22 protein-coding genes are annotated in these 22,018 nt (G+C 63.3%); 15 read left to right on the top strand and 7 right to left on the bottom strand.

Annotated elements, in window-relative coordinates; genetic code table 11:
- Positions 1 to 13: 13 nt before the first annotated feature.
- Genes CK228_RS21045 through CK228_RS21030 form a run of 4 tightly spaced genes read right to left on the bottom strand, consistent with a single transcriptional unit; the run spans position 14 to position 4,876 of the window.
- Positions 14 to 304 carry a hypothetical protein gene (locus tag CK228_RS21045; protein WP_095789083.1) on the bottom strand — a complete coding sequence of 97 codons (291 nt, stop codon included), beginning with the start codon at positions 302 to 304 and terminating at the stop codon, positions 14 to 16.
- 33 nt (positions 305 to 337) lie between these two features.
- Positions 338 to 1,273, bottom strand: a complete 936-nt coding sequence (locus CK228_RS21040) for a hypothetical protein (RefSeq protein ID WP_095789082.1) — start codon at positions 1,271 to 1,273, stop codon at positions 338 to 340.
- Complete coding sequence (locus tag CK228_RS21035; RefSeq protein ID WP_095789081.1) at positions 1,273 to 3,981, bottom strand: hypothetical protein; 2,709 nt, start codon at positions 3,979 to 3,981, stop codon at positions 1,273 to 1,275. Before CK228_RS21035 ends, CK228_RS21040 begins: the two co-directional genes overlap by 1 nt.
- A gap of 25 nt (positions 3,982 to 4,006) precedes the next feature.
- Positions 4,007 to 4,876 (bottom strand): protein-L-isoaspartate O-methyltransferase, encoded by an 870-nt coding sequence (locus tag CK228_RS21030; protein WP_095789080.1) that lies wholly within the window; start codon positions 4,874 to 4,876, stop codon positions 4,007 to 4,009.
- A gap of 518 nt (positions 4,877 to 5,394) precedes the next feature.
- Here CK228_RS21030 and CK228_RS21020 point away from each other — a divergent pair.
- The 11 genes from CK228_RS21020 (at position 5,395) to CK228_RS20970 (ending at position 16,206) form a co-directional block, all read left to right on the top strand.
- Positions 5,395 to 7,020 carry a DUF2778 domain-containing protein gene (locus CK228_RS21020; RefSeq protein ID WP_095789079.1) on the top strand — a complete coding sequence of 542 codons (1,626 nt, stop codon included), beginning with the start codon at positions 5,395 to 5,397 and terminating at the stop codon, positions 7,018 to 7,020.
- A 127-nt stretch (positions 7,021 to 7,147) separates the two neighbouring features.
- Positions 7,148 to 10,306, top strand: a complete 3,159-nt coding sequence (gene uvrB, locus CK228_RS21015; RefSeq protein ID WP_095789078.1) for an excinuclease ABC subunit UvrB — start codon at positions 7,148 to 7,150, stop codon at positions 10,304 to 10,306.
- 63 nt (positions 10,307 to 10,369) lie between these two features.
- Entirely contained in the window at positions 10,370 to 10,705 is a 336-nt protein-coding gene (locus tag CK228_RS21010) for a hypothetical protein (RefSeq protein WP_095789077.1), read from the top strand.
- Between the two features lie 118 nt (positions 10,706 to 10,823).
- Positions 10,824 to 11,729 carry a DMT family transporter gene (locus CK228_RS21005; RefSeq protein ID WP_095789076.1) on the top strand — a complete coding sequence of 302 codons (906 nt, stop codon included), beginning with the start codon at positions 10,824 to 10,826 and terminating at the stop codon, positions 11,727 to 11,729.
- A gap of 242 nt (positions 11,730 to 11,971) precedes the next feature.
- Complete coding sequence (locus tag CK228_RS21000; protein ID WP_095789075.1) at positions 11,972 to 13,498, top strand: ABC-F family ATP-binding cassette domain-containing protein; 1,527 nt, start codon at positions 11,972 to 11,974, stop codon at positions 13,496 to 13,498.
- 81 nt (positions 13,499 to 13,579) lie between these two features.
- Positions 13,580 to 13,858 carry a type II toxin-antitoxin system RelE/ParE family toxin gene (locus tag CK228_RS20995; RefSeq protein WP_095789074.1) on the top strand — a complete coding sequence of 93 codons (279 nt, stop codon included), beginning with the start codon at positions 13,580 to 13,582 and terminating at the stop codon, positions 13,856 to 13,858.
- 27 nt (positions 13,859 to 13,885) lie between these two features.
- Positions 13,886 to 14,194 (top strand): HigA family addiction module antitoxin, encoded by a 309-nt coding sequence (locus CK228_RS20990; RefSeq protein WP_095773554.1) that lies wholly within the window; start codon positions 13,886 to 13,888, stop codon positions 14,192 to 14,194.
- Positions 14,195 to 14,337: 143 nt separating this feature from the next.
- Positions 14,338 to 14,520 carry a hypothetical protein gene (locus CK228_RS20985; protein WP_095773716.1) on the top strand — a complete coding sequence of 61 codons (183 nt, stop codon included), beginning with the start codon at positions 14,338 to 14,340 and terminating at the stop codon, positions 14,518 to 14,520.
- 160 nt (positions 14,521 to 14,680) lie between these two features.
- A complete protein-coding gene (locus tag CK228_RS20980) occupies positions 14,681 to 15,103 on the top strand; it encodes a glyoxalase/bleomycin resistance/extradiol dioxygenase family protein (RefSeq protein WP_095773553.1) in 423 nt (140 codons plus the stop codon).
- A 92-nt stretch (positions 15,104 to 15,195) separates the two neighbouring features.
- The gene (locus CK228_RS20975; protein WP_095773552.1) at positions 15,196 to 15,549 is read left to right on the top strand and encodes a DUF1428 domain-containing protein; all 354 of its coding nucleotides are present in this window, start codon (positions 15,196 to 15,198) and stop codon (positions 15,547 to 15,549) included.
- Positions 15,550 to 15,636: 87 nt separating this feature from the next.
- Positions 15,637 to 16,206, top strand: a complete 570-nt coding sequence (locus CK228_RS20970) for a dihydrofolate reductase family protein (protein ID WP_095789073.1) — start codon at positions 15,637 to 15,639, stop codon at positions 16,204 to 16,206.
- A gap of 80 nt (positions 16,207 to 16,286) precedes the next feature.
- Here the strand turns inward: CK228_RS20970 and CK228_RS20965 are convergent, their stop codons facing one another.
- Positions 16,287 to 17,921 (bottom strand): tetratricopeptide repeat-containing sulfotransferase family protein, encoded by a 1,635-nt coding sequence (locus CK228_RS20965; RefSeq protein ID WP_095789072.1) that lies wholly within the window; start codon positions 17,919 to 17,921, stop codon positions 16,287 to 16,289.
- A gap of 246 nt (positions 17,922 to 18,167) precedes the next feature.
- Between CK228_RS20965 and CK228_RS20960 the strand changes: the two genes are divergently transcribed.
- Entirely contained in the window at positions 18,168 to 18,785 is a 618-nt protein-coding gene (locus CK228_RS20960) for an NAD(P)H-dependent oxidoreductase (RefSeq protein ID WP_095789071.1), read from the top strand.
- A gap of 7 nt (positions 18,786 to 18,792) precedes the next feature.
- Here CK228_RS20960 and CK228_RS20955 read toward each other — a convergent pair whose 3' ends face one another.
- Positions 18,793 to 19,257 carry a Kazal-type serine protease inhibitor gene (locus tag CK228_RS20955; protein WP_179295990.1) on the bottom strand — a complete coding sequence of 155 codons (465 nt, stop codon included), beginning with the start codon at positions 19,255 to 19,257 and terminating at the stop codon, positions 18,793 to 18,795.
- 461 nt (positions 19,258 to 19,718) lie between these two features.
- On the opposite strand from CK228_RS20955, the gene CK228_RS20950 reads away from it, so the two are divergent.
- From CK228_RS20950 to CK228_RS20940, 3 genes are all read left to right on the top strand, one after another.
- Positions 19,719 to 19,931 carry a cold-shock protein gene (locus CK228_RS20950; protein WP_006202520.1) on the top strand — a complete coding sequence of 71 codons (213 nt, stop codon included), beginning with the start codon at positions 19,719 to 19,721 and terminating at the stop codon, positions 19,929 to 19,931.
- Between the two features lie 318 nt (positions 19,932 to 20,249).
- Entirely contained in the window at positions 20,250 to 20,462 is a 213-nt protein-coding gene (locus CK228_RS20945; RefSeq protein ID WP_008877668.1) for a cold-shock protein, read from the top strand.
- Positions 20,463 to 20,650: 188 nt separating this feature from the next.
- Positions 20,651 to 21,079, top strand: a complete 429-nt coding sequence (locus CK228_RS20940; RefSeq protein WP_010911084.1) for a BA14K family protein — start codon at positions 20,651 to 20,653, stop codon at positions 21,077 to 21,079.
- Positions 21,080 to 21,222: 143 nt separating this feature from the next.
- On the opposite strand, the gene CK228_RS20935 is transcribed toward CK228_RS20940, so the two are convergent.
- Complete coding sequence (locus CK228_RS20935) at positions 21,223 to 21,861, bottom strand: MBL fold metallo-hydrolase (RefSeq protein WP_095789204.1); 639 nt, start codon at positions 21,859 to 21,861, stop codon at positions 21,223 to 21,225.
- Positions 21,862 to 22,018: the final 157 nt, after the last annotated feature.

The raw sequence follows: 22,018 nt of genomic DNA, 5'->3' as shown, positions 1-22,018 counted from the left end.
CGCAGAAATTGTGTCAAACAAAGAGTTGGAAAAGCCATCGCTGAAGCCGCAGCAGCCCGGCCATGGCGGCGGCTATCAGCGCGTTCGATATCACACCGATGACGGCGGTCGTCCAGGCGATTTCGCCGGATTGGCCAAGGACAACGAATGGAAATCCAGCGGCGATGACGACAATCGCCGCGCACAATCCAAGCCAGGCCACGCCCGGCCTTTTAACCAGCCGGCTGAGAAAATAGGCGATCCCGACCAGCAGGATCCTGAGCGGGTCCAACAGCTGGGCGATGACGATGGCGGTCAGAAGCATGAACGGGGACTTGGACTGGAGTACCAAAAAGCCTTAGCGCGGAAACCCGTGCAGCCGGCCAAGCAGCCACTGCAGCGGATTGCCGACGAAGGCGCGGGTGACGAACGTGTCATGGGCGGCATCGGAGGCGAGCAAGGCGATGGTTCCGGCTTCGAGCCGACGCGGCGGATCGGTGCTGGCGTCGATGCCCTGGCCCGCCAGCAACTGCCTGATCTCGGCATTGCCGGAGGCCGAGGACTTGCCATAGGCGCTGACGAAGAAACTCTTCCGGTGCTGCGTGATCCAGCTGGCGAAGATGTCCGCCTCGTCGAAGACGGCGTCGAGCAGGACGACGCCGAGCAGGCGTCCACCGATGTCGCCGTTCCTGAGAATGGAAGCGGCCGGATTGTAGCCGCCGCTATAGGCCACCAGCACCACCGGCATGGCGTCGAACTTTGCCGCCTTGGCGCCGGTCAGCCTGGCCATGCCTTGCGCAGCCTCGGCCATGAATTTGGTAAAATAGCCCGGCGTCCAGAAATTGCCGGCGCTGGAATCCTGCGCATTGCTGGCGAATTGCGGCGCCACCAGCACGGCGTTGAGGCCGGACGCCTCGACCTGCGTGACGACACGCTGGCGGCCGACGACATCGCGCTGCAAGGTGGCGCCATTGCCGTGGAAGAACACCACGATGACCGCCGGCCTAGCCGGATCGAACCCTTTCGGCACCGCCAGCAGCGTCGAGCGGTCGGAATAGGTCTCGTCTTCCCAATAGATGCCGCCGCGTGGCGAGGTGTGGCCGCGCCTTCCATCCGCCGCCGTGACGTCGAGAAACGGCGCCGAGCCGTCGGGCAGCTTGCCACGGTAGGGAAAGGGCGATGCCTTGAACGGCACTACGGTGGATATGGCCTTGCGCAAGCGCGCCCCCTGGCTCACCGCCGGAAACATCGCCGTGGCCAGCAATCCGGCAACGATGGCGCGGCGGTCCGGCATCAGGCCGCCACCAGCCGCACGGACGGCGCTTTCGACGGCAACAGTACGGCAAAGAAGGCCGGGATGGCGATGAGATAGGCGATCGCCGCCCATTGCAGCACGGCGCTCAGTCCAAAGCTGGTGGCGACGATCGGCACGGCGGCCGAGCCGATGACCGAGAAACAGCCATTGATGCCCCAGGCCCAGACGAAAAGATGCTCCTTGCCGAGCCGTGCCAGCCAGGTCATGGCGGTGGCCATCGGCATGCCCATCAGGAAGGCCGGCGGCGACACCAAAAGGAAGCAGAGCAGCAGGCGCACCGCATAGGGATAGGCGCCGATCCGGTCGAGCACCGGCGACAGATAGAAGCCATAGGCGAGCAGCAGCCCGCAGACCGCCAGCAGCACGATCGGCAGCAGCGTCCTGGCGCGGTCGAAGATGCGCTCGGCAAACAGGCTGCCGAGCCCGGAAAACACCAGCATCGAGGAGATCAGCACCGAGGCCGACACGGTCGGGTTGGCGAGCGCCACCGTAAAGCGGCTGATCAGCCCGACCTCGACCATGATGTAGCCGAGGCCGAGACAGGCGAAATAGAGGATGGTGCCGAGCTTGCCGCGCGAGCGCGAGAACACGATGCGCCAGCCGAAGATGACCGGCAGCAGCACCAGTGATGCCGCCGTGATGCAGGCGATGCCGAGCGTCGCCCAGATCAAGAGATAGCCCCAATCGTCCTGGAACAGGTCGAGCCGGTCGAGCGTGCGCGGCAGGTCGGCGACCTTCACATAGGCGGCGAAATAGGGCTGGTCGTTGCTCAGCGCCCGGGTGTCGAAGACGTAGTCGCCGGCAAGTTTTTCCCAGCCGCCGGTCAAAAGCGCGTGCCAGCTCATGCGCTGCAGTTCCGTCGCCGGCAGCACTTGCGGGCCGGCATCGCCGCCGGCCCCCGCACAGGCGTCGAGCGTCGGATCGGCCGGCGCCGTCGGGTCGCAATCAGGATTTGCCGGCGCGGTCGGGTCGGCAGGCGCGGTCGCGCCGGCGGCCGGCTGCTGCGTCAGTGTCGCGTCCTGTCCGCTGCCGAAGATCGAGGCGCGATAATCGTCGAGCACCTTTTGTGCGCCCGAACCGTCATAGGTCATTCCTGGATAGTAGACCTCCTCCCAGGACATCGACTTGGTGTAGTCGCGCAGCGTCTTGATTTCGGCCTCGGTAAAGCCGCCGCGCTTGAACAGCACGGTCGTGGTCGAGAGGTAACTCGAGACCGCGAAGATGTCGTTGGCGGCGCCCTGGCTGTCGAAGGTCCTCGCCGCCTCGGCGACGGTCGAATAGAGCTTCAGAACCGATTTCGGCGGCTCTTCCTTGTTCCACAAGGTGATCGACAGCACGCCGCCATCGGCCAGCGCGTGCATGTAGCTAAGCATCGCTTCGCGCGTGTAGGCGTATTTTTCCGAGATGGCGAAGCCGCCGGGATTGGACAGGCCGACACTGTCGGCGAGGCTGAGGTCGATAACGTCGTAGCGCTCCGCCGTGTTGGCGAGGAACAGCCGCCCATCATAGTCGATGACCTTGAGCCTCGGCTCGGCCAGGATATCGCCGGTGACATCCTTCAGCACAGGGTCGCGGAACGCCCGCAATGTCATCGGATTGCTCTCGGCGACGGTCACCGAGGTCGAACCGGCATTGAGCGCCGCCTGCGTGGAGATGCCGCCGCCGAACTGCACGACGAAGGTTTTGGGCTTATCCTTGATCACATAGGGATAGTGCATCGGCAGATAGCGGAAATAGACCAGCTCGGCCGGCGCCAGGTTGCGCATGATGCCTTCCGGCCCGTCGCCGTCGCGATACATGCCGACATAGGTGTTGGCCGGCACTTCGGGCATGCCGAAGGCGGCATTGTCGCTCAGGCCCGGGGCGAAATGCATGTAGGAGCTGGCATAGACCTGCAGATCGCCGAAGGGCGAGACGCTGCGGTAGATGCGCTTGCCGTCCGGAAAATTGCGGGCATAGGCGACGCCCTTGTATTGCGATACGGCTATGTCGGGTATGCCGAGCAGGCTGGGCAGCATGAGATAGCCTGATATCGACAGCGCCGCGACCACGACGCCGGCGACGACGCTCTTCCAGGCGCCGAAAGCAACAAACCACAGCAGCGAACCGGCGGCCCACAAAAGCAGCGGCACGACGATGATGGTTTCCGGCGCGAACAGATAGAGCGAGACCAGCACAGCGAGGCCGGCAAGCCCCGAACCGGTGAGGTCGGCGAAATAGACGCGGCCGAAGGCCATGCGGCTTTTCAGGAAGACGATGCCGAGGAAGAACGCCCCGGCCAGGAACGGCAGGAGATAGAGCAGGAAATTGGCGAGCAGCCGCCATTTCTGCGCCGGATCGGACACCAGGAAGATGGCGTTGAACGGTACCGTCTGGGCAACCAGGTTGGAGCCGACGGCGAGCGGGCCGATGAGCAGCAGGGCCGCAGTGGCGGCCCCTTGCCAATGGCGGTCGAACCAGCCCTTGCCGGCGAAGATGACGACGCTGGACAGCGAAAAGCCGAGCATGGCGAGGCTGACCACCAGCGAGCCGAAATGCGACCAGCTGCCGACCGCGAACACCCGCATGACAGCGATCTGCAGGGCGATGATGGCGCCGGCGACCAGCCCGACCGCGAGGTAGTGCGCCGGCCGTGGCGCCTCCAGGGAAGGGATGCTCAGGCGGGAATTCGATGCAACGGCTGCCATTCAGGTCCCTTGATGCCGCAAATGCTCAGCCGTTGTGCGTGCCGACGATCTGGTCGCCCTCGAGCTTCGTGAACGGCACGAATGGCACCACCTTGCCATTGTAGATGTCCGAGCGGACGATGTTGAACGTGCCGTCGGCGAGCTGTTGCTTGGTCACCTTGAGCACGTGCTGCGCGCCCGGCGGGCCGACCGGAATGACCATCACGCCGTTGGGCTTCAGCTGCTGCAGCAGCGACGGCGGGATGTGGTCGATGCCGCAGGTGACGATGATCTTGTCGAACGGGCCGACGCTTTCCCAGCCATAATAGCCGTCGGCATTGCGGCTGGTGACCGAACCAAACTCACTGTAGCCGCGCTCGACCAGCCCGTCATAGGTGCGCCGCGTGCGCTGCGCCAGCGGATTGATGATCTCGATCGTGTGCACCTTGTCGGTGAGGTTGGCGAGATAGGCCGACTGATAGCCCGAGCCGGTGCCGATCTCGAGCACGGCCTCGCCGAATTGCACGTCGATCGACGTCGTCATCCGCCCGACGAGGTGCGGACCCGAAATCGTCACGCCATAGCCGATGTCGAGGAAGGCATGGTCATAGGCGCGCCCCAGATTCTGCGGCAGCACGAATTCCTCACGCGGTGTCAAAAGGAAGGCGCGCTTGTTGCGGTCGTCCAGAACGTCCTTGTTGTAGACCATGATCTGGAAGCGATCGAATCGCTGCGCCAAAAACTTCGGATCCTCGCCGCGATTGGCCACCATCCAGTCAATGAACGATTTCTTGTCGTTGAACGGCACTTCGGCGTTGCGGTCGTAGGGCACGGGCACGTTGGCCCTGACCGCGGCCGGAAGAATGGAGAACGCCGCCGCACCCGCCGACAGCGTCAAGAAATCTCGACGCTTCATGGAAAAAGCCTCCAAAAGTGGCCTTTGCCACCCCAAAACCAAGCACTTCAACCCGATTGCACCGCCTCCCAAAACGAGTCAATGGGCGTCGGGGGACGACCGTGCGGGCCGAAAAAATGTGGCAAGCGGGCAACAGTTTCGCCGATGCCATCGGCTTTTTAAGGGCCGTGTAACGGCACGCCGCATTGCCGCAGGGCCCGCCGGAGCGACTTTGCCTTATATTAGCAATAGCTGTTTTGCTTGACTCGGTCGCCAAAAACAGGCAGCAAACCTGCATCGGAAGGGCTGAAATACCGCGTGCATGATCGTGGACGAGCCTTTTTTGGCACAAAGTCCACGTCTCTCGGTTGGTTTTGAGAGGGATTGGTTAACCAACTTTGTCCATATTTTGAAGCAATCGGCAATCAACGACAGGCGCGGCAAACGCGTCGGGGACCACCCTGGGATCACTCGCAGAATGGTCGTCGCGGCTGACAAGGCCACGTACGGGGAAAACCGATTGGAGCGAGATTGGTTGCATGGCGTTGTCGAGTAAACACAAAATAATCCGGGACCAGCGCGAGGGCGGCGAGTTCGTCGATGCGCAGCGCACTCCTTCCTTCAATCCGAAACGGATCGTCCGCTGGGTCGCGGTGCCTGGTGCCAGCGCCGCCGTCGGCCTCTGGCTGATCGGCACCATGGCCGGCCTCAGCTCCGTCGGTGCGTCGCTGTCGGCGACATCGAGCGGCCTGCCGCAGACGCTGGCCATGCCGGGCTCGCTGGCGATGGCCGATCCGCTGAAACAGCATTTCCTGAGGCCTTCGGCGCCGTTCGTGCTGGCCAATGCCCATGGCGGCAGCCAGGCCTTGCATGACCATGCCGTGCAATGCGGCGCCACCTGCTTCAAGCTGGCCCGTGTGAGCCCGCTGGGTGAGAAATCCGCGCGCCTCGCGGCCCACGCAAGGCCGGAACAGCCAATCTTGAAGTCGAAGGCGCAGGAACGCTTCGACCGCATGGAGGCGTCGCTGTCGCCGACCAAGCTCGCCGCCGCCTTTGCCGGCGCCGGCAAGCCCGTCGCCACGGCCGACGCCCGCCCGGTGATTTCCACGGCCGCGCCGCAGATTACCGAGGCCTCGCTGGTTCCGTCGGTCCAGGTGATGGCCAGCCTGTCGAGCGACATGCCGACTCCGGTGGCGGAACGCTTTGCCCGTGCCGATACCGGCGCCGTCGTCCAGACCGCGCCGGCGCCGATGGGCCTCGCCCAGTCGCAGGCGCCTGACAACACGCAGCTGGCGCTGGCCCTCGTCCAGTCGCTGCCCGTCGAGGACGAAGCATTTGCCTCTGCGCTGCCGATGACCGAATCCTCTGCCGATGTCGCGGTTGCGCCTGCCGAGACCCAGCCGCAACAGCCCGGCGACGCTGCCTCGCTGCCGGATGCGCTGACCGACGACGTGCCGCTGCCGACCCGCCGCCCGCAATATGACGCGCCGCGGCAGCCAAGGGCCGTGGCGGAACAGGATGAGCCGGCGCCGCAGCCCAAGATTGCTCAGCCCAAGATCGCGCAGCAAAAGCCGGCGCCGGAGGCAAAGCCGGTCCAGCAGGCCCAGCCCGCAAGGCCGGCCCGGGCCGGCCGCGATGGCGGCGATGTGCTGGCCTATGCCAAGCCGGACACGCCTTCGGGCGGCCTTGGCCAGGCGTTCAGGAACCTCTTCAATGGACCGAGCGGCGGAAGTGGAGCCGGCCACGGCGTCGCGGTCTATGACATCAGCGCCAAGACCGTCTATATGCCGGACGGCCAGCGGCTCGAGGCCCATTCCGGCCTCGGCGCCATGGTCGACCAGCCGCGCTATGTCCATGTGAAGGATCGTGGCCCGACGCCGCCCAATACCTACAATCTGTCGCTGCGTGAATCCCGCTTCCATGGCGTCGAGGCCCTGCGCCTGACACCGGTCGGCGGTGGCAACAAATACAACCGCAATGGCCTGCTCGCCCACACCTACATGCTGCGCGGCGGCCGCGCCGAGTCCAACGGCTGCGTGGTCTTCAGGGACTATTCCCGCTTCCTCGCCGCCTTCAAGAAAGGCAAGGTCACGCGCCTCGTCGTCGTGCCGCGCCTCAACGGATCGCCGACCCAGGTCGCGACGGACAACGCCCGCGGCGCCTGACCGCGGGCGGATGCCCCCCTCGGCAACTGCCTCCTCCTGACAGGCTGCTGTCAGGAGCTGCATCGGGGCATGCGCCTAGCCGCATCGCGCTCTTTCCATTTTCGCCAAGACCTCCCATATTCGGGGCATGGCCAAATCCCCCGATAAAAGAACGCCGCCGACGGCGAATGACGATCGCGCCGCGCCGAAGCGGCGCAGCCCGCTGACCGATTTCCTCGACGCCTCCGAGCCGCTGCATAAAGGTGGCTTTGCCGAGACGCCGCAGCCCGAACTGTCGGGCACGCCGCTGACCGGTTCGATTGCCGACTGGGCCGAACAGATCGAGCAGGAGGCGGAGCGCGAAGGGCGCCAGGCTGGCAAGGGCGACGGCGGCAAAGCGCCAAGACCATCCAAGAAGGTTCCCGAGCGTTCCTCCGCGCCCGGGCGCACGGCGCGCGGCACCTCGATGGGCGGCGCGGCCACCGCTCGCGAACGCGCCGCGGCCGGCCTCAATCCGGTCGCCGGCCTCGATATCTCGCTGGAAGAAGCCGAGACGATGACGTCGAGCGGCGTCACCGCAACGGTCGCCGCGCTCTCGGCGCTGATCGAATCCGGCAATCCGCTGCACAAGGATGGCGTGCTGTGGACGCCGCACCGCCCTGCCCGGCCGGAAAAGTCGGAAGGCGGCATCGCCATCAAGATGGTGTCGGACTTCGAGCCGGCCGGCGACCAGCCGACCGCCATCAAGGACCTTGTCGAAGGCGTCGACAACAACGACCGCACCCAGGTGCTGCTCGGCGTCACCGGCTCGGGAAAAACCTTCACCATGGCCAAGGTGATCGAGGAGACGCAGCGCCCGGCCCTGATCCTGGCGCCCAACAAGACGCTGGCCGCGCAGCTCTATTCCGAGTTCAAGAAATTCTTCCCCGACAATGCGGTGGAGTATTTCGTCTCCTATTACGACTACTACCAGCCGGAAGCCTACGTTCCGCGCACCGACACCTTCATCGAGAAGGAATCCTCGATCAACGAACAGATCGACCGCATGCGCCACTCGGCGACGCGCTCGCTGCTCGAGCGCGACGACGTCATCATCGTCGCCTCGGTGTCCTGCATCTACGGTATCGGTTCGGTCGAGACCTATACGGCGATGACCTTCCAGATGCAGATCGGCGACCGGCTCGACCAGCGCGCTTTGCTCGCCGACCTCGTCGCCCAGCAGTACAAGCGCCAGGACATCAATTTCGTGCGCGGCTCGTTCCGCGTGCGCGGCGACACGATCGAGATCTTCCCGGCCCACCTTGAGGATCGCGCCTGGCGCATCTCGATGTTCGGCGATGAGATCGAGCAGATCACCGAGTTCGATCCGCTGACCGGCCAGAAGACCGGCGAGCTGAAAAGCGTCAAGATCTACGCCAATTCGCACTATGTGACGCCGCGCCCGACGCTCAACCAGGCGATCAAGTCGATCAAGGAAGAGCTCAAGCAGCGGCTGGTGGAACTGGAGCGCGCCGGCCGCCTGCTGGAAGCGCAGAGGCTGGAGCAGCGCACCCGCTTCGACCTCGAAATGCTGGAAGCCACCGGCTCCTGCGCCGGCATCGAGAACTATTCGCGTTATCTCACCGGCCGCCAACCGGGCGACCCGCCGCCGACCTTGTTCGAGTATATCCCGGACAATGCACTGGTGTTCATCGACGAAAGCCACGTCACCGTGCCGCAGATCGGCGGCATGTATCGCGGCGACTTCCGGCGCAAGGCGACGCTGGCCGAGTATGGCTTCCGCCTGCCCTCCTGCATGGACAACCGGCCGCTGCGCTTCGAGGAATGGGACGCCATGCGCCCGCTCTCCGTCGCCGTTTCGGCGACCCCGGGCGGCTGGGAAATGGAACAGTCCGGCGGCGTCTTCGCCGAGCAGGTCATCCGCCCGACCGGCCTGATCGACCCGCCGGTCGAGGTGCGCCCGGCGAAAAGCCAGGTCGACGATGTCGTCGGCGAGATCCGCGAGACCACGGCCGCCGGCTACCGCACGCTGGTCACGGTGCTGACCAAGCGCATGGCCGAGGATTTGACCGAATATCTGCACGAACAGGGCGTGCGCGTGCGCTACATGCACTCCGACATCGACACGCTGGAGCGCATCGAGATTCTGCGCGACTTGCGCCTCGGCGCTTTCGACGTGCTGGTCGGCATCAACCTTTTGCGCGAAGGCCTCGACATTCCCGAATGCGGCTTCGTCGCCATTCTCGATGCCGACAAGGAAGGTTTTTTGCGCTCCGAAACCTCGCTCATCCAGACCATCGGCCGCGCCGCCCGCAACGTCGACGGCAAGGTCATCCTCTATGCCGACCAGGTCACCGGCTCGATGGAGCGGGCGATGGCCGAAACCAACCGCCGCCGCGAAAAGCAGATGGAGTGGAACGCCGCCAACGGCATCACGCCGGAATCGGTCAAGTCGCGCATCTCCGACATTCTGGACTCGGTCTACGAGAAGGACCATGTCCGCGCCGACATCTCGCAGTTCACCGACAGCGCCGGCGCCATGATGGGCAACAACCTCAAGGCGCATCTCGACGCGATGGAAAAACAGATGCGCGACGCAGCCGCCAATCTCGACTTCGAGAAGGCCGCCCGCATCCGCGACGAGATCAAGCGGCTGCGCGAGATGGAACTGTCGATTTCCGACGACCCGCTGGCCAAATACGCCGACATGGAAAGCCCGGTCTCGGGCCGCGAAAAGGGCAAGCACAACAAGGGCGTGGCCAAGCATCGCACGGCTGAGGAACAGGAACGTTTCCGCAAGCTCGACGAAGCACGCGCCGCCGAAGAGGCCGCCAGGGCTGCCCGGCCCAACCTGTTCCGCAAGCCCGATCTCGACGAGATGGGCGCCGACGGCGCCGTGCCGGTGAAGAAGCCGCTGTTCGCCAAACCGTCGATCGACGACATGGGGCCCGGCACCGACATGCCGACGCCTGCGGGTGTAATGTCACGTTCGCTGTTCAAGAAACAGTCGGCGTCCGAAGCGCACGGTTCCGACTTCGGTATTCCCGGCGAGCCGGTCAAGCCGCTGTTCAAGAAGAACTCTCTGGACGAGATGACCGTGCGGCGCACGGAAAAGCCGGTCGAAGGAAAAGTGCCGGCGAAGCCGCAGCCGATCTCCCCCCTCGTGGGGGCCGGCAGGACAGGCGCGACAGATCGCGACGACAAACCAATCATCCGCCAGCGCGCCGGAATCGGCTCCTACGAGGACCCAGGCGACGCCCGCCGCGAAAAGCGCCGGCCTGGGAAAACGGGCAGGCCGGGGAAGTAGCGGCCTGTAAACATCACGTTTCGATCGGTTGCGATTTTCAAGCGCCATCACCTAGAATAAGTGATGGTGGTCGTTCGCAGACTTGATGAGAAAGAGTTCAAAGCCTGCTTCGCTGAGCCGATGACGAATGTCACCGCCACGGTGAATGCCGTCGTAGACATATGGCCCTATGTCGACGCACTGGACCTCAACGATATCGGTGTGCCCTACCTGAACGACGTACACTATGTTTACCGGGATGCCCAAAATCGGTTTGACCAGGTTTTGATTGGCACAGGCAGGTTCAACGCCCTTCTCGTGATCATTATTGATCTCCGCGCCTGTACGGTGTTCGGCCATTTCCTGCTCGATCTCAACAAGGAATATGAACTAAGCGACGGTCACCTGAGACCCGTGTAATCTCGAAACTGTATTTGCCGGCCGACTGGACCATGCGCCTTCCCTTGTCAGTCGCCGGCCGAAGCGATACGGCCGTGGGGCTCTCGTCTCCCGCCTAAACCTCACGCAGCCGCGCGAAATGAAACCCAAGGATATCGCAGCCTACGCCTTCCTGGCCGTCACCTGGGGCCTGTCGTTCCTCGTGCTGCTCAAGGTGGTACACGCATTCGGCTGGGTCGGCGCGGTGACCTTGCGCTCGCTGATCGCCGGCATCACGCTCTTCCTGCTGGCGGCGGCGACGCGGCGACGGCTCGATTTCAGCGCCGGCTGGCGGCACTTCGCCATGGTTGGCGCGACGACCGTCGCGGCGCAGCTGATCGGCCTGTCCTACGCCACGCCGCGTATCGGCACGGCGATGGCGGCCATTCTCGTTGCCGCGATCCCGCTGTTCTCGATGATCCTTGGCCAGTTATGGGGGCTCGAGCGCATCACCGTTCGCGGGCTGGCCGGCTTGCTGCTCGGCGCTGCGGGCATCGTGGTCTTGGTCGGCTTCCCTTCGGTGCCGATCACGCCGTCCTTCGCATTCGGCTGCGCCGCCTCGCTGTTCAGCTCCTTCTCCGCCGCCTTCGGCAGCAACTACGCCAATCGCCATCTGCGCTCGGCCGGCTCGTTCGAACTCACCGGCGCCGCCTTTCTGTTCGGCGGGCTGATGACACTGCCGCTGCTGCTGGCCGTCCCGGTGCCGGCCATGCCGCGCCCTGTCGATTTCCTCTATCTCGTCCTTCTCGCTTGCGTGATGAGCGCGCTGACCTATGTCGTCTACTTCCGGCTGGTGGCCAGCATCGGCGCGACCAGGGCGATCAGCGTCGAATTCGCCGTGACCACGATCGCCGTGCTGGTTGGCACTGTCATGCTCGGCGAGTCGCTGACCATCATCCAGGCCTTCGGCGCGGTAGCAATCATCGGTGGCTGCATATTGGTGCTGGATCCGTTCCCGCACCGGGCGAAAGCGGCGGCCTTGCCATCCGCACCGCCTTTGGTGTAATCGCTTCGCACACTCGAACGTCTTGAAAGGAGGGCTGCGTGTCTATTGATCACCATCGTCAGCGTGGCCCGATTTCTGCCCTGCAAGCCAGCTTGCAGGGCTGACCAGGGACGGTCCGGGTTTTTCCCGCTTCGATTTTTTTGGTCTGCCCTTCGTGGTGCCGCAACGCCGAGCCTGATGGCCAGCACGCGCACCGTCAAAGTGCATCCGGAGTTGTTTCCGGCAAGACCAGAGAAATCACAATGCCCCTGATCAGCCTCAAATCCCTCGGCGTCACCGTGAGTGCGCCGCTGTTTTCCAATCTCGACCTCACTGTCCGCGGCGGCGACCGGCTCGGCATCGTTGCCGCCAACGGCCGCGGCAAGTCGACCTTGCTCAAATGCCTGACCGGCGAGATGGAGCCGACCTCTGGCGACATCACCCGCACGCGCGGCTTGCGCGTCGGCCATGTCGAGCAGTCGGTTCCCCCTGCCCTTCTCAGCCGCAGCTTCCATGAGGTGGTGGCCGACGCCTTGCCGTCGGAGCAGGCCGAAAGCGAGATGTGGCGCGTCGACGTGGTGCTGGATTCTCTCGACGTGCCTGAGCCGATGCGCGAGCGGGAAATCCAGGCGCTGAGCGGCGGCTGGCAGAGGCTGGCGCTGATCGCCCGCGTCTGGGTCACCGATCCCGATGTGCTGCTGCTCGACGAGCCGACCAATCATCTAGACCTTGCCCGCATCAGCCAGCTGGAAAGCTGGCTGAACGCGCTGCCGCGCGAAGTGCCCGTCGTCATCGCCAGCCATGACCGCGCCTTCCTCGACGCCACCACCAACCGGACGCTGTTCCTGCGCCCGGAACAGTCGCCGGTGTTTGCGCTGCCCTACTCCCGCGCCAGACAGGCGCTCGACGAGGTCGACGCCTCGACAGCGCGAAAATTCGAGCGCGACATGAAGGTCGCCCAGCAGCTGCGAAAGCAGGCCGCCAAGCTCAACAACATCGGCATCAATTCCGGCAGCGACCTTTTGACGGTGAAAACCAAGCAGCTCAGGGAACGGGCGGACAAACTCGAAGAGGAGGCGGTATCGGCGCACCGCGAAAAATCGGCCGGTGCGATCCGGCTTGCCAATCGCGGCACCCACGCCAAGGTGCTGATCACGCTCGACGACGCGGTGGTCGAAACGCCCGATGGCACGCTGCTGTTCAAGACCGGCAAGCGTCACATCTGTCAGGGCGACCGCATCGTGCTGCTCGGCCGCAATGGCGTCGGCAAATCGCGCTTCGTCAGCCTGATCCGCAGCGCCATCGCCGAGCCCGACACGGTGCAGAACGTGAAGGTGACGCCGTCGACGGTGCTCGGCTACAGCGACCAGGCGCTGTCCGGCATCAGCGGCGACGACACGCCGCTGGCGATGGTCTCGCGCCGCTACGACGTCGGCGAACAACGCGCCCGCTCGTTGCTTGCCGGCGCCGGCGTGGTCATCGAGATGCAGGAGAAAAGGATCGGCGCGCTGTCCGGCGGCCAGAAGGCACGGCTGATGATGCTTGCGCTCAGGCTCGCCAATCCCAATTTCTATCTGCTCGACGAGCCGACCAACCATCTCGACATCGATGGCCAGGAAGCGCTGGAGGAGGAATTGCTCAAGCACCAGGCAAGCTGCGTGCTCGCCTCGCACGACCGCTCCTTCATCCGAGCCGTCGGCAACCGTTTCTGGCTGATCGAGAAGCGGAAGCTGACGGAGGTCGAGGACCCCGAGGGCTTTTTCCTTGAGGTAGCGGAAGGCGGCGGTTGAGCGGCGAGACAGGTTCGTTTTGCCTGTAAATTATTTGCTTACACATCTTGATCTGTGTAAGCAACCTGTTTACATAGATCGATGATCAAGTCCTTCAAGAACAAGGCGCTGTCGGACCTCTTTCAAACCGGAAAAACCGGTAAGATCGACGCCAAAATGCACAAGCGCATTCTGGTCCGGCTTGACCGCCTGGAAGCTTCGGAGAAGCCGGAGGAGATGAACCTCCCCAGCTTCGACTTCCACCCGCTGAAAGGCTTCGATCCAATTCGCTACACGGTCCATGTCAACGGCCCGTGGTGCATCACATTTGAATTCGACGGTAAGGACGCCGCCCGCGTCGATTTCGAGCAATACCACTGAGGCGGCCAGATTGGAGAAGTTCGACTTATGACCGTGCACGAGCCGATGCGTCCGATCGAGCGTTGTCCCTCCCACCCGGGAGCGCTGCTTGAGGACATTATCCCGGCAACCGGAAAGACCAAGGTGGAAATTGCAAATCTGCTCGGGATCTCCCGGCAACAGCTTTATGACATCATCCGCGAAAAGAAGCCGGTTTCGCCGGCTGTGGCCGCTCGCCTTGGGAAGATGTTTGGCGACGGTGCCGCGATCTGGCTTCGGATGCAGGCGGCTTTCGATGCCTGGCACGCCGAGCGCGAGGTTGATGTTTCAGCGATCCCAACGCTTAAGTTCGCATAGCCGCCGCTCTGAGCGACGAAGGCCTCTTCGATCGAATTCGGAGTCGTAACAAAAAATTCGGCGCTCTGTCGGATCGCCTGAACCTGCCACGTCCTTGGGATGCCGACACGATGATGCCGGCATCAACCCAGGGAGAGAACATCATGTCGGTCCTTTCATCCATCGGTCGCATCGCAACCCAATACGCGTCGGCACGTGCCCGCCATCGCAGCGAACGCATCCTGCTCTCGCTGCCAGCCGAATTGCGTAAGGACATCGGCTTTCCGGACCTCTTCGACGCGCGCAACAGCCGTCGTGCAACGACCTTCTCGACCAAGGTCATATGACCGCGATCAGCCTGTTCATGCGATTGCCGCTTCAATCCGCCGGTTGCCCGGCCCGTCCGGGTCCGGCTCGAAAGAAAATTCGCGCCGCCATGTAGGATTGCCGTCACCTCGCGCGTCCTGTGGTTCGTAAGGCCAAGCCGAACGCAAAGAGGAGCAAGACATGACTGACCAGACCCCCATTCAGCCCAGGGCAGAAGTGCTCGGCGGGTTAACCCCTTATCTGCAGGTGGACGGCGCCTTCAAGGCCGCTGATTTCTACAAGAAGGCCTTTGGCGCCAAGCAGGTCTTTGCCTATCCGGCGGATGAAAAAGGCCGCACCATGCACATCCATCTCCACGTCAACGGCTCGACGCTGATGCTGGGCGACGCCTATCCCGAGCACGGCCATCCACATAAGGCCGCGCAGGGCTACACGCTGCAGCTCCATCTCGAAGATGGCGACATCGAGACCTGGTGGCAGCGCGCCGTCGATGCCGGCTGCGAAGTGGTCACGCCGCTGCAGGTGATGTTCTGGGGCGATCGCTGGGGCCAGCTGAATGATCCGTTCGGCGTCGCCTGGGCGATGAACGCGCCGGTGAAGTAGCGAGCAGGCGTCGCCCGTCAGGGCTGACGCGCTCACCGCGCCGGGTCGTATCCCCGCCGACCCGGCGCTCGGTTTTCAGCAAGGAGCTCACCATGTCCTATGTCGATGGTTTCGTGCTTGCCGTGCCAAAGGCCAAACTCGATGACTACAAGAAGCTGGCCAACCTCGCAGGCCCCATATGGATGGAACACGGCGCGCTGGCCTATGTCGAATGCATCGGCGACGACGTGCCCTATGGCGAACTCACCTCGTTTCCGCGTGCCGTCCAGGCAAAGGACGACGAGATCGTCGTCTTCGCCTGGGCGGTCTATGAATCCAGGCAAAGCCGCGACACGGTGATGGCCAAGGTGATAGCCGATCCCCGTTTGACACCCGATTTGGGACCCATGCCCTTCGATATGAAGCGCATGATCTTCGGCGGCTTCCAGCCTTTCATCGAGCTGTAGTCGCCCGCTGCCGCGTAACGACGCCAATGGCGGGACTCTTCTTCATTTCTCAAGGCAGGACTTCATTTCTCAAGGCAGGACCGACTTATGCGCAAACTGATCGTATTCAACAGCATCTCGCTCGACGGCTATTTTACCGACAGGCACGGCGCCATGGACTGGGCGCACAGCCAGGATCCGGAATGGAACGCTTTCGCCGCCGACAATGCCAAGGGCGGTGGCATGCTGGTGCTGGGCCGCGTTACCTACGACCTGATGATCCAGTTCTGGCCGACGCCGATGGCGGCCCAAATCGCACCGGCGGTGGCCGAACGCATGAACGCCATGCAGAAGGTGGTGTTCTCCCGCACGCTCGACACGGTGAGTTGGAACAACACCGAGTTGGTCAAGAGCGAGCCGGCCGCGAAGCTTCGGGAACTGAAGCAGCAACCGGGCAACCACATGACAATCCTTGGAAGCGGCAATCTCGTCGCTCAATTGGCCGAGGATAATTTGATCGACGAATACCAGTTCGTCATCGTGCCGATCATGCTTGGCGCCGGCAGGACGATGTTCGAAGGCATCGGCAATCGGCTCAACGTGAAGCTGGCCCGATCGCAAGCCTTCGGCAACGGCAACGTCTTCCTGCGCTATGAGCAGAAGCCGCAGGCCGGCTAATGCATATTGCCCAAAGAGATCAGGACAATGATTTCAACCAAACATCGTCCTGATTAATCGCGGCACATCTGCCTGGCTCTTCAATCCAGTTTGTCCAGCAGCGGCTTTAGCCGGTCCCCATAGCGCTTCCACAGGTCGACCGAGCCTTGATACATCGGCTGGCGCACCTGCGCGGCGGACGCCGTGCGCACCGGCCGGTCGGTCTCGTGGAACGACAGCACGGCATCGTCCCATGGCAGGCCGAGATAGTCGATGAGCGCCCGGCTCTGGCCTTCCTGATCGGCGACGAAATCCTCGTAGCGCACATCATGCACGACGCCGGGCAGCACCTTGTGCCAATGCGCCATGATGTCGGTGTAGAGATTGTGGAAGTCGGCGAGCTCGCCGAGATCGTAGCCATAGCGGTGGCTGTCGCCGCGGAAATGCACCTTGTAGATCGACAGGCAGGTTGCAGCCGCATCGCGGGCGCAATGGATGATCCTGGCTTTCGGCATCATCATGTGGATGAAGCCGACAAGCAGGAAGTTGCCCGGCATCTTGTCGGTGACGTGGCTGACATGCGGATAGCGGGCATGCAGCATGTCGAGATAGGCCTGGCCCGCCGCGGCGAAATCCGCATCGTCCGTATCCGATACGCCCCACGGAAAGCCACCCGGCATGGTCGCCGGGAACTGCTTGCCGACCGCGTTCTTCAGGATGCTGAGCTCGCCCGCGCCATAGACCTGCGGATGGCTGGCGATGATCTGCTCGACCAGCGTCGTGCCCGAACGCGGCATGCCGACGACGAAGATCGGCGCGTCATCGGTGATCGGGCTCGGTCTGTGCCTTTCGAAGAAGCCGGCATCGAACACCGTCTTCATCGCCGCGAATTCCTCGCGCGTCCTGACGGGATCATAGTTGATCCCCTTGCGGCGAATGGCATTGCCTTCGGCAAAATAGTCGAAGGCCTTCTCATAGTCCTTCAGGTCGTCATTGGCCTTGCCGAGGCCGAACGACAGCTGCATGCGCGCCAGGCTGTCCTGCGGCGCCTTGGCATGCTGCGCTTCCATGCCGGACAATTCGGCATCGCGCTCCTTCTGGCGCTTGACCTGCGACAACATCAGCCAGGCCTTGGCCATGCCCGGGTTGACCGCCAGCGCCTGCCGGAACAGATCGGCCGCCTCGTCGAGCCTGCCCTTTTCCATCAGCCCGACTCCGAGCCCATGCAGAAGGTCGGCATCCTTGGGACGGATGGTCAGCGACTCGCGAAACACGGCCAGCGCCTCGTCCAAGCGAGCGGCTTCCTGCAGGGTTTCGGCAAGCCCGATGCGGGCGCGCACATGGAAGGGATTGCGCGCTACCGTGCCGCGATAGATTTCTTCGGCCTCCTCGAACCGGCCGAGCTGCTTCAGCGACGAGCCGAGATTGTCGCGCGCGGCGAGCTGCTCCGGCCGCAGATCCACCGCGCCGCGGAAGAAGTCGGTTGCCGCGGCGACGCGGCCGAGATCGCGCATCACCGTGCCGAAATTGTTGAGGAAATCGGCATTCGTCGGCTGCAGGCTGACCGACCGCTCGATGAGATCCAGGCCCTCTTCGCTGCGTCCGGTCTGGTGCAGCAGCAGCCCCAGGAAATGCGCCGCCGCCGCGTGCTTGGGCTGGCGCGCCAAGACTTGCCGGTAGATGGTCTCTGCCTCTTGCCGGCGCCCGGCCTGGTGCAATTGCAGGGCCTGCTGCACATACTGGTCGAGACCCAGCGGCGGCTGTCCGCCTGCGCCAGACCTGGTTCCCGCACTCGCCGCTCGTCTTTGATCTCTGTTAATGGGAAACCTGCCGTGTTTGTCCGCCTGCTGCGATCTAGGCCATTGGCGCGGCAGGTTCAAGTCTTCGCGGGGTTGCGAGTTCTTTCGGGATGCGTTGAGCGATCAGAGCAACCGCAAGCGCCTCGCGACGTTGAGCCTGCAGCCATATGCAGGAGCCGCCGAATGTCCCTCACCGCCTTTGCCGTCAACTGTTCGCTGAAAGCATCCAGCGACAAGGAAAAATCCTCCACCGACAGGCTCATCGCCGACCTGCTCTCAGCGCTCAAGCCGCATGGCGTGAAGGGGGAGGTCGTGCGCGCCCTCGATCATGATATCAAGCCCGGAGTGCTCTCCGACATGGGCAAAGGCGACGACTGGCCTGGTCTGCGTAAGAAGATTATCGCGGCCGATATATTCATACTCGGTCTGCCGATCTGGATGGGACAACCCTCCAGCGTCGCCAAGCGCGTCATGGAACGCATGGATGCCTTTCTCGAGGAAACCGACGGCAAGGGCCGCATGCCGGCCGCCGGCAAGGTGGCACTGGTGGCGATCGTCGGCAACGAAGATGGTGCCCACCATTGCCATGCCGAGTGCTTCCAGGCGCTCAACGATGTCGGCTTCACCATTCCGGCCAATGGCGGCGTCTATTGGGTGGGCGAGGCGATGGGCGACGTCAATTATGTCGATCTGCCAAAGACCCCCGAAAAGGTCGCCGGCATGATCGAGATGGCCGCGTCTAATGCCGCCCACCTGGCAGCCCTGCTGAAAGGCAAAGCCTATACTGGCGTGGACAGGTAGGACGTTCTCAGCACGGGCCATCGCCGACGACGCGGTAGTCCGCGGCGCGGGCTTCGCAGGCATTGGGGAAGCTGCGCATCTCGCCATGGCGGCGGGCGCAGACGGGCGCGTATTCACGGGTGCAGAACGTCTGCTCTTCGCCACCACCACCACCATCGCCACCGTCGCCGCCATCGCTGCGGCAGGGGCCGTCGCGCACGATACGGTATCCGGCGCGGTCGGCAAGGCAGGCATTGGCGAAGGTCTGGCGGTCGCCGCCGCGCCGGGCACAGACGGGCTCGTATTGCCTAGTGCAGAATTCCGGTTCGGGACGCGGCGGCCGCGGTCCTGGCCCATCATCGACGACCACGGTGCAGGCGGCCAGAAGCGCCGACAGGAACAGGACGGCAAACCCTTGCCGCGAAAAAACCGACGCCAGGAAGTTGATGCTGATTTCTCCCTCGATCCCATCCCCGATCACGATCCTCGCCATTCCCCTGTCAAATGCAACCCCGCTCGCGGATGCGACCGCGTTCGCGGGGACGGAAACGCCGGTTACAGCCATGGCCGGCGTCCGCCGGCAACACTGGCCCATGCGCGACCCTCTCTGTGGGTCAATGACCGGCCCGGCAACGGGGCCTATTTGCGGCCCGTCGACGCTCAGATCGGTCGATTCTTGCGTCGGGATGCGCTCAGTGCGGCGGCCCGCGGCGCTATCTTGCAACCTTCACGTTTCCGTGCGATAAATTCCGTGTTCGGGCATTTGCGACCCGGAGAGCGGAACGTTTTGGACGACCTTTCCCCGATACTGTGAATCTCTGACGGCCCCGTTTTTCGGCGGGGGGTTTGACCATGCGCCAATGCATGACTGCCGAAAGCAACCACCGGGAACTGCCCTCGACGCCAGGTGGCGGGCAGACCAACAAAGACTGAACGGGTGAAGGAGTTTCCCCAATGGCCCAGACCGGCACCGTTAAATTCTTCAACGCGACCAAAGGCTTCGGTTTCATCACGCCCGACGGCGGCGCCAAGGACGTGTTCGTCCATATTTCCGCGATCGAGGCATCGGGCCTGCGCACGCTCGTCGACGGCCAGAAGGTCACCTTCGACGTCGAGCCGGACCGCATGGGCAAGGGCCCGAAGGCGGTCAACCTCCGCGCTGCCTGAACCATCGGCGCCGCGCGTCCCTGACGGCGGGCGAACGAGGGTTCGAAGCCTGCCCAGCCTGTGGGCACGCAGACAGATTTTTAAAAAGGCGCGGCGATTTTCGTCGTGCCTTTTTTCATGTCCGTGGCGCGGCATCAATGCATGTAGCCCGGAAGTGGATCCGGCTCCGGGTCAACGACATGCATCACAACAAAGGCTTAAGGCGCTTTAAGTGCCCGCAAAACTTTCTCTTGCCGATGACGCTAAAATAAAGGACAAATTTCCTCTCGGGCATTTGCCGGCCCGAGACTGGAGTTTATGGGATCAAAGGAGCTTCCCATGCCGCAGACCGGCACCGTCAAATTCTTCAACCATGCCAAAGGCTTCGGCTTCATCACGCCGGACGATGGCGCGAAGGATGTCTTCGTCCATATTTCGGCCGTGCAGGCGTCGGGTCTTCCCGGTCTCGAAGATGGGCAGAAAGTAACATTCGACACCGAGCCGGACAAGCGCGGCAAGGGACCCAAGGCCGTCAACCTGTCGGTCGGCTGAGCCGGCTTCAGACTGTCGGCTCCAGCAGGGCTGCCCAGCTCGATCAGAGCCTGGTTTTTGACGCCCCTCTTGGATCGGCACGTCGAAATCCGTTCAGCCTCCGTTCAGCCACGGTCGCATATTAATCTTGGGTAAAGCCGGACCGCATCCCCTGCAAAACTGCACGGTCCGGACCGAAGGAGACCAAGATGAACAGAATTTTCAAGACTGCCGTGCTGTCCGCCGCCATGGCGGCCACCATGCTGGTGGCCTTGCCCGCGGCCAACGCCGATGAATGGCGCCATCACCGCCACCACGGCAATGGCGACGCCATTGCCGCCGGTGTGCTTGGCCTCGCCGCCGGTGCGCTGATCGGTGGCGCGCTGGCCAATGACCAGCCACCGCCTGACGCTGACCGCTACTACGATGACGGTTACTACGATCGTGACGTGCGGATCCGCCCGGCACCGGTCCGTCGCTACTATGTCGAACCGCGGGTGGTCTATGCCGATCGCTATGCCGAGCCGTGGACGCGTGACTGGTACGAATACTGCTCGGACCGCTACCGCAGCTTCAACTCCCGCACCGGCACCTTCACCGGCAATGACGGCGAGCAGCATTTCTGCACTGCCAACTGAGTGCATGTCGCCCAAAAGTGCGCAGCGGTTTTGGGATAACGACTTGCACCAGACAAAGACCTAAAGCGCGAAAGCGCTTAGGGCTTCCCTGCCCCAGACAAAAGCGCTGACCGCAAGGCCAGCGCTTTTTGCTGGTGCTGATCCTAAACAAGGAACGGATTGGTTCGCCGCTCCTCGCCAAAACGGCCGCCGGGGCCGTGGCCGCAGATGAAACCGATATCGTCACCGAGCGGCAAGAGCTTGTCCTTGATCGAGGCGATCAGCGTCGCGTGGTCACCGCCCGGCAGGTCGGTGCGGCCGACCGAGCCGCGGAACAGCACATCGCCGACATGGGCGAACTTGGCCGCGCGGTTGTAGTAGACGACATGGCCGGGCGCGTGGCCGGGGCAATGCAGCACCTCGAACACATGACCGCCGAACGACACGGTATCGCCTTCGGTGAGGAACCGGTCGGGCACGCAGTTACGCGCGCCGGCGATGCCGTAGAGCCTGCCCTGTTTCTCCAGATTGTCGAGCAAAGGCCTGTCGGCTGCATGTGGGCCGATGATTTCGAGGCCGAGCGCATCCTTCAGCTCCATGGCGCCGCCGGCATGGTCGATATGGCCGTGCGTGATCCAGATCGCCTCGGCCGTGATCGCATTGTCCTTCAACACCGCCAGCACTTTGTCGATATCGCCACCCGGATCGACGACGACGCCGTGCTTGTCGACCATGTCGAACAGGATGGTGCAGTTCTGCTGAAACGGTGTGACCGGCACGATGCCGGCATTGAGCTGACCCATGATCGTCCTTTCGATGTTCACGCGGTGATGTAGAACACTTCCAGGCAAAGTGTGAGACGGTTTTCCCGGGAAAAGCGCGTAGCGCTTTCCCTTGGGAATTGCGTCAAAATAAAGAGACGGAGTGGTTCTGCGTTTCCTTGAAACGATGAACCACTCC

It is taken from the genome of Mesorhizobium sp. WSM4312 (assembly GCF_002294875.1).
In the GTDB taxonomy this organism is placed as follows: Bacteria; Pseudomonadota; Alphaproteobacteria; order Rhizobiales; family Rhizobiaceae; genus Mesorhizobium.
The sequence above is the reverse complement of the archived record's forward strand: the minus strand, read 5'-3'. Positions and strand labels throughout refer to the sequence as shown.

Bases quoted from the DNA above. Each gene is read 5' to 3' on its own strand.
- CK228_RS21045 (WP_095789083.1), bottom strand. From the start codon at position 304: ATGCTTCTGACCGCCATCGTCATCGCCCAGCTGTTGGACCCGCTCAGG.
- CK228_RS21040 (WP_095789082.1), bottom strand. From the start codon at position 1,273: ATGCCGGACCGCCGCGCCATCGTTGCCGGATTGCTGGCCACGGCGATG.
- CK228_RS21035 (WP_095789081.1), bottom strand. From the start codon at position 3,981: ATGGCAGCCGTTGCATCGAATTCCCGCCTGAGCATCCCTTCCCTGGAG.
- CK228_RS21030 (WP_095789080.1), bottom strand. From the start codon at position 4,876: ATGAAGCGTCGAGATTTCTTGACGCTGTCGGCGGGTGCGGCGGCGTTC.
- CK228_RS21020 (WP_095789079.1), top strand. From the start codon at position 5,395: ATGGCGTTGTCGAGTAAACACAAAATAATCCGGGACCAGCGCGAGGGC.
- uvrB (WP_095789078.1), top strand. From the start codon at position 7,148: ATGGCCAAATCCCCCGATAAAAGAACGCCGCCGACGGCGAATGACGAT.
- CK228_RS21010 (WP_095789077.1), top strand. From the start codon at position 10,370: ATGGTGGTCGTTCGCAGACTTGATGAGAAAGAGTTCAAAGCCTGCTTC.
- CK228_RS21005 (WP_095789076.1), top strand. From the start codon at position 10,824: ATGAAACCCAAGGATATCGCAGCCTACGCCTTCCTGGCCGTCACCTGG.
- CK228_RS21000 (WP_095789075.1), top strand. From the start codon at position 11,972: ATGCCCCTGATCAGCCTCAAATCCCTCGGCGTCACCGTGAGTGCGCCG.
- CK228_RS20995 (WP_095789074.1), top strand. From the start codon at position 13,580: ATGATCAAGTCCTTCAAGAACAAGGCGCTGTCGGACCTCTTTCAAACC.
- CK228_RS20990 (WP_095773554.1), top strand. From the start codon at position 13,886: ATGACCGTGCACGAGCCGATGCGTCCGATCGAGCGTTGTCCCTCCCAC.
- CK228_RS20985 (WP_095773716.1), top strand. From the start codon at position 14,338: ATGTCGGTCCTTTCATCCATCGGTCGCATCGCAACCCAATACGCGTCG.
- CK228_RS20980 (WP_095773553.1), top strand. From the start codon at position 14,681: ATGACTGACCAGACCCCCATTCAGCCCAGGGCAGAAGTGCTCGGCGGG.
- CK228_RS20975 (WP_095773552.1), top strand. From the start codon at position 15,196: ATGTCCTATGTCGATGGTTTCGTGCTTGCCGTGCCAAAGGCCAAACTC.
- CK228_RS20970 (WP_095789073.1), top strand. From the start codon at position 15,637: ATGCGCAAACTGATCGTATTCAACAGCATCTCGCTCGACGGCTATTTT.
- CK228_RS20960 (WP_095789071.1), top strand. From the start codon at position 18,168: ATGTCCCTCACCGCCTTTGCCGTCAACTGTTCGCTGAAAGCATCCAGC.
- CK228_RS20955 (WP_179295990.1), bottom strand. From the start codon at position 19,257: ATGGCGAGGATCGTGATCGGGGATGGGATCGAGGGAGAAATCAGCATC.
- CK228_RS20950 (WP_006202520.1), top strand. From the start codon at position 19,719: ATGGCCCAGACCGGCACCGTTAAATTCTTCAACGCGACCAAAGGCTTC.
- CK228_RS20945 (WP_008877668.1), top strand. From the start codon at position 20,250: ATGCCGCAGACCGGCACCGTCAAATTCTTCAACCATGCCAAAGGCTTC.
- CK228_RS20940 (WP_010911084.1), top strand. From the start codon at position 20,651: ATGAACAGAATTTTCAAGACTGCCGTGCTGTCCGCCGCCATGGCGGCC.
- CK228_RS20935 (WP_095789204.1), bottom strand. From the start codon at position 21,861: ATGGGTCAGCTCAATGCCGGCATCGTGCCGGTCACACCGTTTCAGCAG.